At 55.3% G+C, this 18,188-nt stretch carries 16 protein-coding genes; 3 read left to right on the top strand and 13 right to left on the bottom strand.

Features of this window, described 5'->3' with window-relative positions:
- Nucleotides 1–176 precede the first annotated feature (176 nt).
- The 8 genes from N0M98_RS19750 to N0M98_RS19715 form a co-directional block, all read right to left on the bottom strand.
- Nucleotides 177–962 carry a LutC/YkgG family protein gene (locus tag N0M98_RS19750; RefSeq protein ID WP_259618918.1) on the bottom strand — a complete coding sequence of 262 codons (786 nt, stop codon included), beginning with the start codon at nucleotides 960–962 and terminating at the stop codon, nucleotides 177–179.
- Nucleotides 952–2,454 (bottom strand): LutB/LldF family L-lactate oxidation iron-sulfur protein, encoded by a 1,503-nt coding sequence (locus N0M98_RS19745; protein ID WP_259618917.1) that lies wholly within the window; start codon nucleotides 2,452–2,454, stop codon nucleotides 952–954. Before N0M98_RS19745 ends, N0M98_RS19750 begins: the two co-directional genes overlap by 11 nt.
- Complete coding sequence (locus N0M98_RS19740; protein ID WP_249865295.1) at nucleotides 2,438–3,181, bottom strand: (Fe-S)-binding protein; 744 nt, start codon at nucleotides 3,179–3,181, stop codon at nucleotides 2,438–2,440. The genes N0M98_RS19745 and N0M98_RS19740 overlap by 17 nt, the downstream gene beginning before the upstream one ends.
- Before the next feature lie 215 nt (nucleotides 3,182–3,396).
- Nucleotides 3,397–4,572: a Ger(x)C family spore germination protein gene (locus N0M98_RS19735; RefSeq protein ID WP_259618916.1), complete on the bottom strand. Its 1,176-nt coding sequence runs from the start codon at nucleotides 4,570–4,572 to the stop codon at nucleotides 3,397–3,399.
- Nucleotides 4,569–6,038: a spore germination protein gene (locus tag N0M98_RS19730; RefSeq protein ID WP_259618915.1), complete on the bottom strand. Its 1,470-nt coding sequence runs from the start codon at nucleotides 6,036–6,038 to the stop codon at nucleotides 4,569–4,571. Before N0M98_RS19730 ends, N0M98_RS19735 begins: the two co-directional genes overlap by 4 nt.
- Complete coding sequence (locus N0M98_RS19725) at nucleotides 6,002–7,102, bottom strand: GerAB/ArcD/ProY family transporter (RefSeq protein WP_259618914.1); 1,101 nt, start codon at nucleotides 7,100–7,102, stop codon at nucleotides 6,002–6,004. The genes N0M98_RS19730 and N0M98_RS19725 overlap by 37 nt, the downstream gene beginning before the upstream one ends.
- Before the next feature lie 541 nt (nucleotides 7,103–7,643).
- Nucleotides 7,644–8,357, bottom strand: a complete 714-nt coding sequence (locus N0M98_RS19720) for a FadR/GntR family transcriptional regulator (RefSeq protein WP_249865299.1) — start codon at nucleotides 8,355–8,357, stop codon at nucleotides 7,644–7,646.
- Between the two features lie 236 nt (nucleotides 8,358–8,593).
- Nucleotides 8,594–9,466: an AraC family transcriptional regulator gene (locus N0M98_RS19715; RefSeq protein ID WP_259618913.1), complete on the bottom strand. Its 873-nt coding sequence runs from the start codon at nucleotides 9,464–9,466 to the stop codon at nucleotides 8,594–8,596.
- Between the two features lie 395 nt (nucleotides 9,467–9,861).
- Between N0M98_RS19715 and N0M98_RS19710 the strand changes: the two genes are divergently transcribed.
- Entirely contained in the window at nucleotides 9,862–11,835 is a 1,974-nt protein-coding gene (locus tag N0M98_RS19710) for an alpha-amylase family protein (RefSeq protein WP_259618912.1), read from the top strand.
- 124 nt (nucleotides 11,836–11,959) lie between these two features.
- Here the strand turns inward: N0M98_RS19710 and N0M98_RS19705 are convergent, their stop codons facing one another.
- Nucleotides 11,960–13,345, bottom strand: a complete 1,386-nt coding sequence (locus N0M98_RS19705; RefSeq protein WP_259618911.1) for a protoporphyrinogen oxidase — start codon at nucleotides 13,343–13,345, stop codon at nucleotides 11,960–11,962.
- 111 nt (nucleotides 13,346–13,456) lie between these two features.
- Here N0M98_RS19705 and N0M98_RS19700 point away from each other — a divergent pair, with 111 nt between their 5' ends.
- Nucleotides 13,457–13,969 carry a dihydrofolate reductase gene (locus tag N0M98_RS19700; protein ID WP_259618910.1) on the top strand — a complete coding sequence of 171 codons (513 nt, stop codon included), beginning with the start codon at nucleotides 13,457–13,459 and terminating at the stop codon, nucleotides 13,967–13,969.
- 193 nt (nucleotides 13,970–14,162) lie between these two features.
- On the opposite strand, the gene N0M98_RS19695 is transcribed toward N0M98_RS19700, so the two are convergent.
- The 4 genes from N0M98_RS19695 to N0M98_RS19680 form a co-directional block, all read right to left on the bottom strand.
- Nucleotides 14,163–14,366: a YbdD/YjiX family protein gene (locus N0M98_RS19695; RefSeq protein WP_259618909.1), complete on the bottom strand. Its 204-nt coding sequence runs from the start codon at nucleotides 14,364–14,366 to the stop codon at nucleotides 14,163–14,165.
- Nucleotides 14,359–16,446 carry a carbon starvation CstA family protein gene (locus tag N0M98_RS19690; RefSeq protein ID WP_259618908.1) on the bottom strand — a complete coding sequence of 696 codons (2,088 nt, stop codon included), beginning with the start codon at nucleotides 16,444–16,446 and terminating at the stop codon, nucleotides 14,359–14,361. Before N0M98_RS19690 ends, N0M98_RS19695 begins: the two co-directional genes overlap by 8 nt.
- A gap of 134 nt (nucleotides 16,447–16,580) precedes the next feature.
- On the bottom strand, nucleotides 16,581–16,778 hold the full coding sequence (locus N0M98_RS19685) for a LytTR family transcriptional regulator DNA-binding domain-containing protein (RefSeq protein WP_259618907.1): 198 nt from the start codon (nucleotides 16,776–16,778) through the stop codon (nucleotides 16,581–16,583).
- A gap of 291 nt (nucleotides 16,779–17,069) precedes the next feature.
- Nucleotides 17,070–17,372, bottom strand: a complete 303-nt coding sequence (locus N0M98_RS19680) for a YunC family protein (RefSeq protein ID WP_249865307.1) — start codon at nucleotides 17,370–17,372, stop codon at nucleotides 17,070–17,072.
- A 188-nt stretch (nucleotides 17,373–17,560) separates the two neighbouring features.
- Here N0M98_RS19680 and N0M98_RS19675 point away from each other — a divergent pair, with 188 nt between their 5' ends.
- Nucleotides 17,561–18,115 carry a hypothetical protein gene (locus N0M98_RS19675; RefSeq protein ID WP_259618906.1) on the top strand — a complete coding sequence of 185 codons (555 nt, stop codon included), beginning with the start codon at nucleotides 17,561–17,563 and terminating at the stop codon, nucleotides 18,113–18,115.
- The last annotated feature ends 73 nt before the right edge of the window (nucleotides 18,116–18,188 follow it).

The following is an 18,188-nucleotide window of genomic DNA, read 5'->3' as shown; positions in this document are numbered from 1 at the left end:
TCGTACAACGGGTACATCTTTCTGTCAACGGATTTTTGCCCTATTACCGGCCCCCGCTTATCCGCTATGCTGCTCAGCTTGCCAAGCGCATAATCGGTTTCCGTCCGGACGCATGACAAAGAGCCCTCCCCGCTTTCGGAGAAGGCCCTCTATTATATTTGTTACGCATTTAGCTTCTATTTAATAATAACCGCGTACACTTTGCCCGGTCCGTGAATTCCGATCGTCAAGTCGTTCTCGATATCGGCGCTCCGGCTCGGTCCCGTAATCAGATTTAAAGACGAAGCATACTGGCTGCCGTCCGTCTTGCCCTGCGTAATGCCGCCGAATGCCTCGCCCATCCGGTATACGAGCTGGTCCGCGCGGAATATCGCGAACAAAATTCCCGTCAGCAGACTGACCGAGCGGCCCCGCTCCGGCGTACATTGGAGGACTAGCGTGCTCGTGTTGGCGATAGCGTAATCCGGCCAGATCATGCCGAGCTGGCAGCGCTCCGTCCGTTTCAGCAGCTCGCTGCGCTTCGCCCAGTTGGAGTCGCCGCCTGCGGAACCGGCGGCTGTAGAAGCCTCCGGCTCCTCCGTGTCGCCTTCCTTCCACGGAACGACGGTCACTCCGGCTTCGGCCAGCGCTTCGTCCAAGCCGAGCTCGATAAGCCCCGCATGCTCCCAACGCGACGCTTGGGTTACCCCTTGCTCGGCTGCGACCTCTTTCAGCCAGGCGCCGATGCTTTCTTTCGCATCCTTCTCATCCACGACAAGCACTTTTCCCGTCAAAGCGGTCCAGCTTTGAATGAACAGATCGATCTTCTCGTCCGTCGTCTTTTCGATCTGCCTGTAGAAATCCGGAGCCCCCTTGAACGGCCGCTCCGGCGGCGTGCTGGAAGGCGCTCTGCGTCCGAGCCGCGACGAAATATTGGCGATAAAGGCCTCGCGGCCGTGAATTTGTCCGGTTTTAGTGCTCATGAGGCTTACCTCCCTTATTCGCTGGCGCTTCCGGGGCCTTCGCTACCACCGGAGCGTTCTTCAGCTCCTTCTGCAGCGCTTCCCAGCGCTCGCGGAACGACTGCTTCGGCTTCATCGGGAAGAAGCGCGACTGCGTCCAGCCGGACATCGGTCCCGGCCCTTTCTTGATATAGCCTTTGCTGATGAAAGGCTTCTGCAAATAATAGGCGGATTTGGTCGCCATTTTATACAAAGTCACGCTCCCGAACGCCGTCTGGAACGACTTGAAGGCCGCGCGCTCGGCAAGGGGCGTCAGCCCCATCTTGACCTTGCGGGCGCGCAGCTGCACGAGCATGTCGTGCAGCGGGATTTTGACCGGGCATGCCTCGTAGCATGCCCCGCACAAGCTGGAAGCGTAGGCCAGCTGGCCCGCTTCCTTCATGTCCTGCTGCAGCAGCGGCGTCAGCACGGCCCCGATCGGGCCGCTGTATACGCTGCCGTAGGTGTGTCCGCCCACGTGACGGTACACGGGGCACGCATTCATACAGGCTGCGCAGCGGATGCAATGCAGCACGTCCTGGAACACCGGATCGCCGAGCTGCGCCGAGCGCCCGTTGTCCAAGATGATCAGATGGAGCTCCTCCGGTCCGTCGGCCTCCCCTTCGCGGCGCGGGCCGGTAATCATCGACGTATACGACGTCAGCTTCTGGCCCGTCGCGCTGCGCGCGAGCAGGTTCAAGACGACTTCCAGATCCTCGTAAGTCGGCACGAGCCGCTCCATCCCCATGATCACGACATGCGTCTTCGGAATCGTGCTGACCATCCGGCCGTTGCCTTCGTTCTCCACAAGCGTAATCGAGCCCGATTCGGCGACGCCGAAATTGCAGCCGGTCAGGCCGATATCCGCCTCCAGGAAATAATTGCGCAGGCGCTGCCTCGCGTAGCCTGCAAGCACCTTCGTCTCCGGCGGGAATTGCTCCCCGGATTCGTTGTTGAACAATTCGGCGATTTGCTGCTTATTCTTATGAATCGCAGGAATAATCAAGTGCGAAGGCGTTTCCTTCGCAAGCTGCAAAATATATTCGCCAAGATCCGTTTCGATCGCTTCAATGCCCTTTTCATGCAGATGATGATTCAGATGAATTTCCTCCGACACCATCGACTTTCCTTTAGCTACCAATTTGGCTCTGCGTTCCTCGGCCAGCTCCATGAAAATTTTGACGGCCTCGTCCCCGGTTTTACAGAAATAAACATGGCCGCCCGCCTTGGCGACGTTATCGGTAAACTGGGTCAAATAATAATCCAGATTCTCAATGACATGCTTGCGGATTTGTTTGCCGCGCTCGCGCCATTCTTCCCAATGGCCGAAATCTTCCGCCGCCTGCAGCTTGGCGGATTTCAGCTTCTCCGTCGTGAAAGCTACCGCTTTGCGTAAAAACTGGTCGGCCAACGCTTCCTCGGTTCTTTTTTTCAGCCCTGTGCCGATCAATTGCTTCTCATCGACCTGATTCACCGTTCTTCACTCCTTCCTCCAGCAGCTGGGCGATATGCATGACGCGAATCGGCTGATTATCCTTGTTCAGCCGGCCGCCGATATTCATCAGACAGCCCATATCCGAACCGACCAGGATGTTCGCGCCCGTCGAGCAGACATGCCCCGCTTTCTCGCATACCATCGCTTCGGACATATCCGCCATCTTCACCGCAAACGTTCCGCCGAACCCGCAGCAATCTTCCTTCCTCGGCAGATCGATCACCTCAAGGCCCTTGATGTTCGACATCAGAAGACCCGGCTCCTCCTTGACCCCGAGGAACCGCGTCGCATGGCAGGAAGCGTGATAAGTCGCCTTGGCTTTCAACACCGCTCCGAGATCCGTCACTCCCAGCACATTGACCAAAAACTGCGAAAACTCGTACGTTTTGGCAATGAGCTCCTCCGCTTTCCGCTTCCATTCCGGCTCATTCTCGAACAACAGCGGATAGTAGTGATGAATCATCCCCGTACAGGACCCCGACGGCGAAACAACGTACTCGCTATGCTCGAAGGCGCGGATCAGCCCGCGGGCCACTTCTCTGGCTTCATCCTGGTAACCGCTGTTGAACGCCGGCTGGCCGCAGCATACTTGCGCTTCCGGGAAATCCACTTCGCAGCCGTAACGGTGGAGCAGCCTGACAACGCTTTCCCCTACTTCCGGATACAGCTGGTCCGCCAAACAAGTAATAAATAAAGAGACACGCATAAGGTTCCCTTCCTTTAACTTAAATTATCGATCGTATGTTATCAGGTTATCAGATAAGTTGATTTTTGAAAAGCTTTATTTGCATTTGCCGCAAAAGAACGAAAAAAGGCCGCACAACAACTGGAAGAGCGGGAAATGCGGCCCATTCGGCTGCTCTGCCCGTCATGATTGATCCGGAACCGGCTGCCGAAGCCTCTGCAAGCTGCACCCCTGTCCTATTGCTTGTACGACCCTTTCATCTGCGGCGATTTGTATTTTTGCGCATGGTTGATAAGCAAGTGCACCTCTATATCCTCAAGCGAGTCCCGATCCAGCGGCAGCCGCCCGTCTACATTCAGCGCTCTCCATTTGGCGGGGTTAAACATATAATAGGTCTGCCCCAAATGAATCAGATCCACCCCCATGTCAAGTCCCTTCTCGTAATACTCCTTAATCTCCTTGCGGATCGTCTGCTCCGCCAGCCGTTCGATCTCCTCCAGCGGCTTTTGCGTGGCAAGCTCCATCAGCGTCCCTTTGGCCTTCAGCTTCACTCTAAAGCGCGGACGGCTGTTCCGGTCGTCAATCTCGATATGGTGCGATGCGTCTTTCACCTCGACGGTCGCGATCGAGCGGCCCGCAGTCCGCAGCGTCAAAGGGGAAGCTTCATAGGCCACCTGCAGCCAGCGCCCCAGCATAATATCGCTCATTTTCATCCATCCCGCATACTTCGTTCCGTTGAAGATGAACCCTCCCGTTTTTTTTAATATGGGCATCGGCCGGTTTTGCTCCCTCCATACCTTGCTCGTCAGCTCAATCGAGGGGATGGCGACCGTGGAGGAAGGCTCCAGCATACTGGCGACGATCTCATTTACATAGTACGGCTTCAAGTTCGAAAGCTGATCGTAGTTCGGCTCCGGGTTGCCCAGCAAGCTGTCGATGGAACTCCGGTCAAAAAACGTTTTGGCGTTAAGCAGGTCGAACAGATCGCTCTTCGTGCCGTAGAACCATTTGGTATAGCGCGTCTCTTTGTTGCGGTTCGTGAAATCGAACACTTTCTCGAGCATTTGCTTTTTAAACACATTTTCCGTCAAAACCAAATAATTGACATGCCCGAGAAACATTCTTCCTTGCCCCGTCGCTATCAAATCATTCATTGCAGCCAGCACCGTCGCCCCTTTCCCTCTGCCTACATAAGCTTTCACCGGGGCCGTCTGCTCCTCCACTTTGGCAATCGAGGCAAAATTGAGCATTTGCGCGTAAACGATAAAATCGTTGTCTTCATAATCGACGCCGAGCCCTGTAATATAGTTCAATCGCTGCACTTCTTTGGCGTCCCAGCAGCCTGCAAGCACCAAAAGGACGGAACCTGCCAGCAGACACGCGATGAATCGACCGGCCGCTCGTTTGCTCAAGAGGTTCCGCCTCCTTTCGGCGAAGATTCCGAATGGACCAGATCGATATTGTTTTTCCGGAAGGGGAGCCGGATAAATTTCAGCAGGCTGTCTTTTCGCGTGTATTTCTCGTAAGTGAAGAAAGGGGTGCCGAACGATTCGGTGTTGACGGCGTAAACGAGCATATAAAACAGCCCGAGGATCGTTCCGTAAATGCCGCAGAGCGCCGACAAAATCAGGACGAACAGGCGCATAATTCTCGTTGTGCTCTGAAGATTAAGGTTGACCAGAGTAGAGCCGGATACGATGGCGACTGCGGCAAGAAACGTCATGCTCGGAGACAGGATTCCTGCGCGCAAAGCCGCGTCCCCGATAATGATCCCGCCGACGACCGTAATGGTCGAGCCTGTCGCCCTCGGCAGCCGGGCTCCGGCCTCTCTGAGCAAATCCAGCAGCAGCAGGCTGAGCAGCATCTCGAAAAAAGCGGAGATCGGCAGACCGAGCCGCGAGATCCCGATCGTCGCAAGCAGCTGGAACGGAATCTGATCCTGGTTATACATCAGCAGCGAAATAAGGACGCCGGGCGAGAACACCGTGATAAAAGCGGCAATGACTCGCAGCATACGGCTGGCAATAGCCGCGTGATAGCTGAAGTTCGAATCCTCCGGGCTGATGAACAGCTCGGTCAAGGTTACCGGCGCGATCATCGCGGTCGGCATTCCGTCCATTAGCACCAAAATTTTGCCCCTTGCAAGACGCTCTGCGGCATAATCGGGTTTGCCCGTAAAATTGCTGAGCGGCAGTATGGAATAACGGTTTCCCGTGATCACGTCCTCAAGCCTGGCGTTGCCGCCGATGAGAACCGTCTGATCGAGATTTTCCAGACGCTGCCGAATGAGAGAAAGCGAAACCTGCGGAACCCGGTTAGCAAAATAAAGTAGCGCCAGCCTCGTCTTGGAGGTGCCGTAGGAGTAGTAATACTTCACGCTTAAATCCGGGGTGGAAAGCCGCTTGCGGACCAAGGCGATATTCGTGTCCAGCTCCTCGACGAAGCCGTCCCTCGCCCCGCGGATGGAAGGCTCCAGCGCCGACTCCTCCGGCTCCCGATGAGGCATGTTGGCGAAATTAATGCTGTAGAACTCCTGTCTGTGCGCGAAATAGAGCAGCAGACGGCCGCTGAATATAAGAGATGCGCACTCGCCCGAGTTCGTATCTTCGTCCCTAATCCGCGAAGCGCCGTTCTCGATCAGCAGATGGGAAAAGGACTTCCCTTCCCCGGACAAGGAATGGACCAGCTCCGGCATGAAATATTCGCGCATGCGTTTCATATCGACCATATCCGGCTGGAAAAATATCGTTACTTGGTGGCCGCCGGCCTCCAGCTGCTCCGTTGCGATATCCTCGCAGTCCCGAATGCTCTTCTTTAGCTCTTCATACATCCCCTCTTTCTTCAAGTTGAACCGCTCCTCTCCTGCTTTTTGAACCAAACGAGCAGCGTAACCCCCGCGCTGAACAAGAGGGCGACCGTCACAGCTCCCGTGAAATACCAATCGTTTAGAAAAGCGACAAAGTCTTTATCCGAAAACGGCAGCAGCACGGCGATCGTCATAAGGCAGCCCAACCCGGCGACGACGGCCATGGACCCCCGACCGGGAAGCGAACGGCTGCGAAGCATATCCTTCAGCAGAAACAGCGCAAGCGATATCCGGATAAACCCTCCCGAAAGCCACTGGAATATCGATAAAAAGTCGACATGCTCGACGTAATGCCCGATTCTGACCAGCCGCCATTCCTCATAGGCCGGGTATCGGAGATGCGCCGCTTCCGCCGGGCCGAATTCCGCAATCGCTCCGACTAATGGCCCTGAAGTCAACCCGACAAGCACCCAGAGAGTAAGCAGCATATGGCTAAACTTCGGCTGAGCTTTCAGATGATGCTGCATCAGCAGCACCATCACAACTTCAATAAGACCGCCGCCTACGATAAACATCCCTTCGAAGACGGGGCCCATGCCGTTTTCCAGCAACGGAAGCAGGTGATCGTAATGTTTGCGCGGTATATTCGCCACGCTGACGAACATGCCGAATACAACGACAAGCGGCAGAAGAAAAACGCCGCATCTTGCAATCGTCCGTATACCCGAGTAAGTGGCCCATACGCAAACGCCCATAAACGAAAATGCGATAAACCAAACAGGCGTCTCGGGAAGAAACATGCTCTTGACCCACACTACCGTGTCCACAAGCGTTGTTGTTCCGAGCGCGAATAAATATACCGCCATGGGTATTTGAAACAAGGCGGAGATCACCAGGCCGTATCTCTGCCTCATCCATAAAAAAAGCGGCTGCATCTTCGTTTTCTTTATCACATAGGTTAAGAGCGGCAGCCAGCAAGTCAGGAGCACTCCGACCAGTACAACGGTAATCCATCCGCTGCGGCCTGAAATCCCAAGCAAAAAAGGCATGACAATGACATGATCCATAAGACCCGATGAGAGCATAAATAAGGTAAAAAGCTGCTGAAGATTCAAGCTCCTCTGGTTGTTATCCATGGCTTAACCACCGACTGTTTTTTTTTGAAAATAAAAGCAGGTTAGGCGTATTATTCCTCGGATAGTTCAGTTTATACCCGCCGAGCAAATCCTTCCGAAAGCGGTGCCCCGTTCATCACTATCGCAGCGGCAGCAAGAACAAATCCCCCAAAAGCCATCCATGCCGCCGACGCGGCACCACAGACAATGGAAATGGGGTAACAAGAGTAATTTCCAGGGTAGTGACGTGATGCTCTGAAGCTTATTCCGTCCGCATCCAGCCTAAGCTGGATCGGCGTCTAACCATTCCTCCGGGATCGTTCTATGGGTAGACTTTCCTTTCGGGGGTGCCCACGGATTTCCACAGGGTATGGCTGCGCATCATTTCCTAAACAAACAAAAAGCCTCCTTTCCGTCCGGCGGAAAAGAGGCTCACTCTAGAAGGGCAGTGATTAATTTCGGGTCCTGCGGTCGATAGAGGTTTCTCGCTGCTGAAATCGGATTCAAAGACGCCCACTGACGCTGTTCCAGATTCAAACGGCCCTTTCGCTCGCTTCACCGCTTATTTTTTCAAAAACTTCAAAAGCACCTGCTCGACATGAAACAAATGATGGCGCATCGCGTCCTGGGCCGCCGCAGGATCTCCCTTCAATATGGCTTCATAGATAGCTCTATGCTCCTTAAGAAGCTGCCTGGACACGGTCTTGCTGGAATACATCTGCAGCCGTCTCGTCTCGCGAATAGCAGCCTGCATCTGAGTGGAGATCGAATCGATCATTCGTTCCATAATCGAGTTATGCGTCGCCTGGGCGAGCGTCAGATGGAACATCATGTCGGACCGCTCTCCCTCTTCTTCATTGCCCAGGAAATCTTCCATTTTGCTCAACACCGCCTCAAACTTGGCGATATCCTGATCGTTACGCTTCTCGGCCGCTAACGCCGCATTCGAGATTTCGAGCGCCTTGCGCGCTTCGATCAGCTCCATGACCGTCTCCCGGCTCATCAGCAGCGAATCGAATACGGGCAGGTCGACATCCTGCGCTTCGATGCTGCGCACATAACTTCCTTCGCCCTGATGGATTTCGACGAGCCCCATGGCCTTCAGGGCGCTCAGCGCCTCTCTTACCGTGGACCTTCCCACCTGGAAACGCTCGGACAGCTCCTTGGCCGAAGGCAGCTTCTGCCCCGGCTGCAGCGCGCCGCTCACAATCTGCTCCTTAATCTGATCGGCGATCACTTCATATATTTTACGCGACGAAATTTTCTGAATTTCCAAATCGGGCCGCCCCCTGACTGCTTCTATGACTAGCTCCATATCCTGTCATTCTCACGTTTATTATACCTATCCTGCAGCATAAAGCCAATGATCGCCGTTTACGCCTTACCCTGCACATTACCGAACGCGCTGCGTCATCCAAGCTTCGCGCCTTGAACTTCTCTTCCTTTTCCCCCGAAATGTCTACGGCGCACGGCTACCGTCAAGATCAGGCGATATTGTGCTATTGCTGCCGGTCAGACATACCCTCTGGCCGATTGCCGGAACAGTCCGGGAGACACTCCGACGGTTTTACTGAACATCCGGATGAAATAATTGTAGTCGGCAAAACCCACTTGAGAAGCGATTTCCGGCACCGGAACCGCGCTGTCCAGCAGCAGCCGTTTCGCCGTCTCCATCCTTAGCGCGTGCTGGTACTGCAGCGGGCTAAGTCCCGTATGCTTCTTCAGGCAGCGGGCCGCATAATCGAAGTGAAAATGCAGCTCCTCCGCCAGCAGCCGCGCCTCGAACGGCTCGGCCATATGCTGCTCCAGATAAGCTTTGACCTGCTCGGAGACGGCATAGGATCGGGTGGCGCGGCGCTGCTCGCGGACGCCGGATTGCAGCTGCGCGAGCAGCCGTCCCAGCGCCACCTGCAGATCGACCGCATGCTCCAGCGTCAAGCTGTCGCGCAGCCTTAGAATATCCTTCAGCGCCGGCTGAAGCGGCTTTATATCGACGGCGCCGTACTTGGGCAGGAATAAATATTGCTCCGGCGCGGTCAAATCGCTGTCCGTTCCTCTGCGGACCAGCGTCGACCAAGGAATATGCTTCTCGGTCAGCCTCGCGAGCGGTCTTCCGTGACGAAAGTGCAGCCAATACAGCTCCGAGTCCTCCGTGGAAGGCCTGTGTCCGTAGTGCGGCCGCCCCGGTTCGAGCAGCAGCAGCTCTCCCGCCTTCACTTCGTAAGGGATGCCGGCCTCCGTCATATACAGCGCTCCGTTGCAGACGATGATCAGATCGTACACCTCGAAGGTTCGCTCGAAATGCTGCATGCCTTCCCGCCATACGCTGTGTCCCGCCGTCAAAAACTGCGGCAGCGGCGGGATGGCCAGCTGCAAAATATCCATACGCTTCCTCCCTGCCCCAAGCTCGGAATCCGTTTTCTCTGATACATCAGTGTATATCACCGCACGGCAAAAAACAAATTGCATTTGGTCTAAATTATGCTATAAATGGTCGTGCCTCCACCTATGACGCCCCGCCGCCTTCCGCTTATAGTTAGGGAAGAGCAAGCCGGGCATGCTTCCCGGCGCAACATTTTGAGCAAGAACAAATCCCCCAAAAGTGACGTAAAGCTCTGAAGCTTATTCCGTCCGCATCCAGCCTAAGCTGGATCGGCGTCTAACCATTCCTCTGGGATCGTTCTATGGGTAGACTTTACTTTCGGGGGAGACCACGGATATCCACAGAATATGGCTGCGCTTCATTTCCTAAACAATAAAAAAAGGAGAGTGCGATCCGCATGCGTTTTCGTCAAGTTCATTTAGACTTTCATACTTCGGAAGCCATTCCGCATATCGGCAGGCAATTTTCCAAACAGCAGTTTCAAGACATGCTGCAAAAAGGCCGCGTCGATTCCATTACGATTTTCTCCAAATGTCATCACGGATGGGCCTATCATCCCAGCGAAGCGAACGAGAGACATCCCGGCCTCAGCTTCGACCTGCTCGGCGCCATGATCGAAGCGGCGCACGAGATCGGCGTCAAAACGCCCGTTTATATTTCTGCCGGACTCGACGAGAAGCTGACCCGGAGACATCCCGAGTGGCTTATCCGCGATATTCATGACAATACGAACTGGGTGGACGGCTTTATGAAGCCGGGCTATCATCAGTTTTGCCTCAACTCGCCTTATTTGGACATTTTGATCGCACAGATCGAAGAGGTAGTGCGCAATTACGACGCGGACGGCATCTTCCTCGATATCGTCGGCGTCCGTCAATGCTACTGCCATACCTGCGTCCGGATGCTCCGCGAGCAAGGGCAGGACCCGCGGGACAAAGACGCCGTCATCGCGCTGGGCGAGCGAACCTACGCGAGCTACGCCCGCCGCGTCCGCGAAGCGATAGACGCCATCAAGCCCGGGCTGCCAGTGTTTCATAACGGCGGTCATATCCGCCGCGGCAGACGCGACCTGGCCCGGATGAACTCGCATTTGGAGCTGGAATCGCTGCCGACCGGCGGCTGGGGGTACGATCATTTTCCGCTATCGGCGCGTTACGCGCACGGGCTCGGGATGGATTTTCTCGGAATGACGGGCAAGTTCCATACGACCTGGGGCGAGTTCGGCGGCTACAAGCATCCGAACGCGCTGCGCTACGAAACCGCGCTCAGCATCGCCAACGGCGCCCGCTGCTCCATCGGCGACCAGCTGCATCCCGAAGGCTTGATGGACCCGGCCACCTATGAGCTGATCGGAGCCGCCTACCGAGAAGTCGAGCAGAAGGAAGCATGGTGCGCGGGAGCCCGCAGCGTAGCGGACATCGCCCTGCTTTCGGTGGAAGCGGCTGCCTCGAATAAAGAGGAGAAACGCGAAGACCGGTCGGGCGCTTCAGACGCCGGAGCGGTTCGCATGCTGCTCGAAGGCAAACTGCTGTTCGATGTGATCGATACGGAGAGCGACTTCACCCCGTATAAAGTCGTCGTTCTGCCCGATCAGATTACCGTCGGTCCGAAGCTGCGGGCCAAGCTGGACGGTTATTTCCGGCAAGGCGGCAAGGTGCTTGCTACCGGCCGTTCAGGGCTTAATGAAGAAGGCACGGCATTCGCCATAGACCTCGGCGCCGTCTGGGAAGGAGAGAATCCGTATAAGCCGGATTACTTCCGCCCGCATTTCGAGCTCCCTAGTCTGGCAAACGCGTCGTTCATCTTTTACGCCGACGGCCAGCAGGTCGGCTTGGCCGAGGGCGGCTCCGTTCTCGGCCACCGCGAGAATCCTTATTTTAACCGGGACGTATTCACCTTCTGCTCTCATCAGCATACGCCGAGCGCGCTGCACAATAACGGTCCCGGCATGATCGAAAGCGCCAACGGCATTTATTTCGCCTGGAACGTATTCGCCGATTATGCGACCAAAGGAAGTCTCGCGCTCAAAGAGTGCGTGCTTTACGCCTTAAACCGGCTGCTGCCGGACAAGACGCTGACGACCGATTTGCCGGCGCAAGGCGTCGTTACGCTCATGGAGCAGCAGGCCGAAGGACGTTATGTCAATCATCTGCTGTACGCCTCCCCCGTCAAGCGCGGCTCGGGCGTCGAAGTGATTGAAGACATCCTGCCGATTTTGGACACGACGGTTTCGCTGAAGCTGGATAAGCCGGTGCGGCGCGTTTATTTGGCTCCGCAAATGACCGAGCTTTCTTTTGAAGCGGCGGACGGCGTCGTCCGTTACACGGTGCCGAAGTTCGAGTGCCATCAGATGGTCGTTCTGGACGTTTAGTCTATTCTCCATAATCTAAAAAAGGCGTCCCTCCTGTCGGAAACGACGGTAGGACGCCTTAACTTTATGGCTGCCGGAACGTTATACCGGGGAGCATCTCCCGGTTCTTCCTATTCGGAACGAGTTACAGCCGTCCGGCGATCAGCTCGGCCGTCTTTTGGCCGTTCGCAATGCAGTCGGGAATGCCGACGCCGTAGTAAGAGCAGCCGGCCAGCAGCACGTTCGGATAGCCGGCCTCCATTTTCCGTTCCAGCGACTGCACGATCTCGTTATGCTTAATATGATAATTCGGCATCGTTTCATGCCATTTGGTCACCTTGTACGTCACCGGCTCGGACGTAAGACCGAGGCTGCTTTCGATATCTTTTAGAGCTACCTTCAGCAGTTCCTCTTCGGTAAGATTTTTCAACGTTTGATAGATCGGCTTCAAGCTCTTGTAGAACAGCCTGACGAGCAGCCGGCGGTTTGCCGACGTATGCTCCCACTTGCGGCTCGTCCACGTACAGGCGTCGCAAACCAAATCGCCGTTCTTGGCGGCGATAAAGCCGGTGCCGTCTTTGGGCAGCTCGTGATCGGGAATGTCAAACCCGATGTAGACGCTGATCAGCGAGCTGTTGCGCAGCCGGCTGAAATCCTCGTTCAGCTCCTCCGATTGCAGCAGCGCCTGCGCCGCGGAGTGCAGCGTGCTCAAGACGACGAAGTCCGCTTCAATCCGCCGCCCGTCGGCAAGCGTAATCCGGTACTTGTCCCCCTCTTTGACGAGCGCCTCCGCCTTGACGCCTTTTATTACGTCCACGCCGGTAAGCTTGCGCTCCATCTCGTCCACCAGTGCCGAAACGCCATGTTTAAACGATAAAAACTTTTTATCGCCCGTGCCTTTAAATTTGCTCCTATTTTCAGAGAGTCCTTGGATGATGCTGCCGTACTCATTTTTATAATCCAGCAAATAAGGGAGCGTGGAAGCGATCGTCAAATCATGCAGCTCGCCCGAATATACGCCGGATATGACCGGCGAAATTTGCCTTTCGACCAGCTCTTTGCCGAGGAAGCTTTCCAGGAACAAGCCGATGGAATCGTTTTTGGTGAACGTTTCATTTTTGGTATAGAAATCTTTCAGCGCATCGACTTTGCCTTCGGCGGACACGAGATCGCTCTTGGCTAGCGATTCCAGGCTCAGCGGAATGCCGAACATCGTATCGTCCGGGATCGGCTTCAATTCGCCGTCGATATAAATATACGACTTGCCGGTTCCGTTATAGACGACCTCTTCGCGCATATTCAATTCATCGATGAGAGGAGCCACATTCTGCTTCCGGGTGATGATCGAGTCGGCCCCGGTTTCCATTGTAAATTCACCTTCATAGTGCGTGCTGATCTTGCCGCCCAGCTTCTTGTCGGCTTCGATCAACACGACTTGGACGTCCAGACTGCGTTCTTTCATCAGTTGATTCAAATAGTATACGGCAGACAAACCAGTAATACCGCCGCCGATCACCGCGACTGTTTTCATCGTCATTACCCCTTAATGTAAAAACTGCGATATTGTTATTCATTTTACCCCATCCGGGTTATTATTGTATGGTAGTATGAAAGAAAAGATTGAAAAAAAGGTGAAGCTTTCATGATCATTTCGTTAATTGCCGCCGTTTCCGAGAATGGCGTCATCGGTATGGACGAGGCTATTCCTTGGAGCATCCCCGGGGAACAGAAACGCTTTAAGGAGCTTACGCTCGGCAAAACCGTCATCATGGGCCGGAAAACGTACGATTCCATCGGCAGGCCGCTGCCGGACCGGCGCACGATCATCGTAACGCGCAGCCGCTCCCTGCAGTCCGGGCCATGCCTGACGGCGGGCTCGCTGGACGAAGCGCTGCGGCTGGCGCGGCAGGAGGAAGAAGTCTTAATCGCCGGCGGAGGCCAAATCTATGAAGCCGCCCTGCCTTACGCCGACCGGCTGTATTTGACGATCGTTCATCGGCAAGCGGTGGGCAATATTTATTTCCCGGCATGGGACCGCAGTCTTTATACGCTGACGTACGAGCGGCCGGTCGAAGGCAGCGACCCTTATACCTACTATACGTTCGAGCGTATAAAAGGAACGGAAAACCGCTCCGATGAACCGTTCCGTTCTTGAGCCGGTTCAATACCTGCTGAACCTGCTGTAGCGGCCGTACGCTCAAGGGCCGAGCCCGCGGCCGCGACCGGCAATTCCTCTCTGTTCTCGCAAAAACGCAAAGACGCTTCCAAATGCCGCTCTACTAAGCGGAAACGGAAGCGTCCTGTTATTTTGCCTATCGTCGGAATTGGAATGACTGCAGGGCTTGCGGCTAACAGCAGCGTGACACTTTGCCGCCCTTGCCATTGTAGCGCGCCTCTTGCGCTTCACGGAAAAACTCCTCCCGCGACTGAATCGGCTCTGCGGGATGATGCTCCAGCCTGTGCTCTACGTATTTATCGTAGCTCGGCACGCCTACCAGAAGATCCAGAAACTGATTGCGGTACTTCAGCACGCTGCGGACCGTCTCAAACATACTTCGGCACCTCCCGCCCGTTATCGCCGCCGCGCGGCACATAAGGCGCTTCGGCCAGCGGGGCCGGCTTGTGGCTCAATACGCGGAACCATATCCGAATAGACGAGATCAGCACGGCGATCACGATAATCATAAACAGCGCGCACAAGGCGGCGTCCAAATAATCGTTCGTGACGATCTGCCGCATTTGCGCGGCATTTTTCGCCGGAGCGATCAGCTGCCCGCCGTTCAGCGCGGTTTTGTACTGCGCCGCATGGGTAAGAAAGCCGATGCTGGCGAACGGATGGAACAGCTTCTGCCAGCCGGCGCTCATCGTAACGATCAGCAGCCAGGCCGTCGGCAGCAGCGTTACCCAGGCATAAGCTCTCTTGCCCATTTTCAGCAAAATCGTCGAGCCGAGCAATAGCGCCATACCGGCCAGCATCTGATTGGCGATGCCGAACAACGCCCACAAGGAGTTGATACCGCCAAGCGGATCGATGACCCCTTGGTAGAGGAAGTAGCCCCAGCCCGCAACACAGAGAGCCGTAGCGAGGAAGTTGCCGATCGTCGACTCGGTATTGCCGAGCGGCCTCACGACGCTGCCCAGTATTTCCTGAATCATGAAACGCCCGACTCTCGTGCCGGCGTCGATCGTCGTCAGAATGAACAAAGCTTCGAACAGAATCGCGAAATGATACCAGAACGACATGAGCGTTTTGCCGCCGATCACATTGGACAAAATATGCGCCATACCGATAGCGAACGTCGGCGCCCCGCCGGTGCGGGATAAGATCGTCGTTTCCCCGACGTCCCTGGCCATCGCCGTCAAGTCATTCGGGGTGATCGTAAATCCCCAGGAGGTGATCGTCGCCGCGGCTTTCGCCGCATCCGCGCCGATGACGGCCGCCGGGCTGTTAATCGCGAAGTAAGTGCCTGGCGTAATGACGCAGGCCGCGATCAAAGCCATCATGGCGACGAACGATTCCGTCAGCATCGCGCCGTAGCCGATCGGGCGGGCATGAGACTCCCGCTCCAGCATTTTCGGCGTCGTGCCGGACGAGACGAGCGCATGGAAGCCGGAAACCGCGCCGCAGGCAATCGTAATGAACAGGAACGGGAACAGATTGCCCGCAAACACAGGGCCTGTACCATCAATGAATTTCGTGGTCGCCGGCATTGCCAAATCCGGCAAGACGACGAGAATGCCGAGCGCCAGGCCGACGATCGTACCGATTTTGAGAAACGTGCTGAGATAATCCCGCGGCGCCAGCAGCAGCCACACCGGCAGCGCCGAGGCGATGAAGCCGTAGGCGATCATCATCAGCGCGATCGTTTCGCCGCTGAAGTCGAACAAGCCCGCAAGAGCCGGGTGCTCGGCGACGTATTTGCCGCCCATCAGCGCCGCCAGCAGCAGTACCGCGCCCATCAGCGAAGCTTCTCCCACACGTCCCGGGCGAAGGTAGCGCATATAGACGCCCATGACGACGGCGATAGGAATGGTCGCCGCAATCGTGAACATGCCCCATGGGCTGCCTATCAATGCTTTCACGACGACGAGCGCCAACACCGCCAGCAAGATGACCATGATGCCGAGAATACCGACCATGGCGACGGCTCCTGTCACCGGACCCAGCTCGTCCTTGATCATTTCGCCGAGCGATTTGCCGTTGCGCCGCGTGGAGGCGAACAAGATGACGAAGTCCTGTACGGCGCCTCCCAGAATGACGCCGACCACAATCCACAGCGTGCCGGGCAGGTAGCCCATCTGCGCGGCCAGCACAGGGCCGACGAGCGGACCAGCGCCCGCAATGGCGGCAAAATGATGTCCGAACAACACCCATTTGTTCGTCGGAACATAATCTTTGCCGTCGTTTCTCAGCTCGGCAGGCGTCTTTCGGTTGTCGTCCAGGCCGAATACTTTATTCGCCAGAAATTTGCTGTAGAACCGGTAGGCTACCGCATAGAAGGCCACGGCCGTCACGACGAGCCAGATGGCGTTAATCGACTCCCCCCTGTTTAAGGCAATCGCAGCGAAGCCGAAGGCGCCGGCCGCGGAGATGAGCCCCCAAATCAAGATGGACTTGATGCTTTTAGCCATACGCAATCCCTCCAGAAAAGTAACATGAATGAGTGAAGATGTTAAATTTCCAGCTTCAAACGCAGCTCCAAGGCATAGTTCCGGCTTACCGGAGCCGCGCTTTGAGCGGCATCGTTCATCATCAGATTATACGATTATACCGCGCCGTTCACCCGAGATTTTAATTCGACGATAGCCTCAAGCTGCGCCTGATAGCTCCCTTCCATATCCTGCAGCGTATACTGCATTTCATAACCGCTCTGTTGCGCGTACACGAGGACATGCTTGCCTTCCTTACTGATGTATACGATAGTCTTGGCCGAAACATACTTAATCCCTCCCGCAACTTCCATAGCCACTATCCCCCAAACAAGAACCAATCCCCCAAAAGTGACGTGATGCTCTGAAGCTTATTCCGTCCGCATCCAGCCTAAGCTGCTAAGCTGGATCGGCGTCTAACCATTCCGCTGGGATCGTTCTATGGGTAGACTTTCCTTTTGGGGGAGCCCCCGGATATCCACAGGATATGGCTGCGCATCATTTCCTAAACAACCAAAAAGCAGCCGAATCCTTATAAAGGAGAATTCGGCTGCCTGTTTTATATCCATACCTATGGCTCCCGGCTCGCAGGCGGAGCAATCTTTTTATCTCATCTTGAGAATCGCATCTCTGCCCTTCATCCCGGGAACGATGCCGAGCTCTTCGGCCTGGTACGTTACCGATTCCAGCGGCGCGTCGAGCAATTCCTCAATCGTTCTTACGCCTGTCGCCCTGGCGGCGATAATTTGCCGGTCCTTCAGCTTCGCATTCAGCAATCCGACGTCCAGCGCGCCGCACATTATATACCCTTTATCGGTAGTGACCGCGAGCAGGGTCGTTTTGGGAAGCTTGACCTCAATGGCTAACGCGGTAAAATCGTCAAGCGTCACGGGTTCCATGCGCATCATCGTCAGCATCTCCTTTTATTCAGCACTGTAGAGTATTATATGTAGCTCACTCAATAGGCGTGAATGGAGCAGCGACTCAGGAAGATGTTTTTATCGAGGGAAAGGAGGCGCATTTTAAAAAATCGCTACTTAAATCCTATGAAAAATGATATAGTAGGGATGATTACTAGGTCTTAAGGAGGGCAGCCATGGAGGCGGACCAAAACCGAATCGGCAAACGCAGATTCCTTTTCAACGTAGACATTCTCATCGAAGACGAGACCAATGGGCGTGCTCTGGAAAAGCTGCTTCACCTGTTGAACGGGGACGGAATCAGAGATTATCAGATCAAAGAAGGGGTTGAATTAGGTAAGTTTATCGAATTGGCGCTGCGCCAGTCGATCAGTAAGCCCAAATCCGATCTAAGCGGGACCCGAGCGTCGGCAGGCATGACGGCGCATCCATCGCAAGCCGCTTCAGCCGCAGACGACGCACCGACATCCGCTACCGCAGCCGCGAAAGCGCCGTCAAACCCGGCTCATGGAGACCCGCACCAACCGATCTGGGATCAACTGCAGCAGTTCAAGAATCAAAACTCCCTCGTTCGCTTAACGGTCGTGAAAGGTAAAGGCATCAAACTGAACATTCCCTGTAGAATTCTTAATTTCGACCCGATCAGCGGCAATGTTTCCGTATATCACGTTGACGAGAAGCAGGTCTACCTGTTTAAAATTAACGAAATTGACGATTTCAACGTCAGTTAACCCCAAAAAGGCGGAAAGCCCGTACCGGGATTCTCATCCCGTTGCCGGTTTTCCGCCCTTTCTCATGCAAAAA

Origin of the sequence: Paenibacillus doosanensis, from assembly GCF_025060755.1 — a bacterium.
GTDB classification, from domain to species: Bacteria; Bacillota; Bacilli; order Paenibacillales; family NBRC-103111; genus Paenibacillus_S; species Paenibacillus_S doosanensis.
This window is presented reverse-complemented; position numbering and strand designations above follow the sequence as displayed.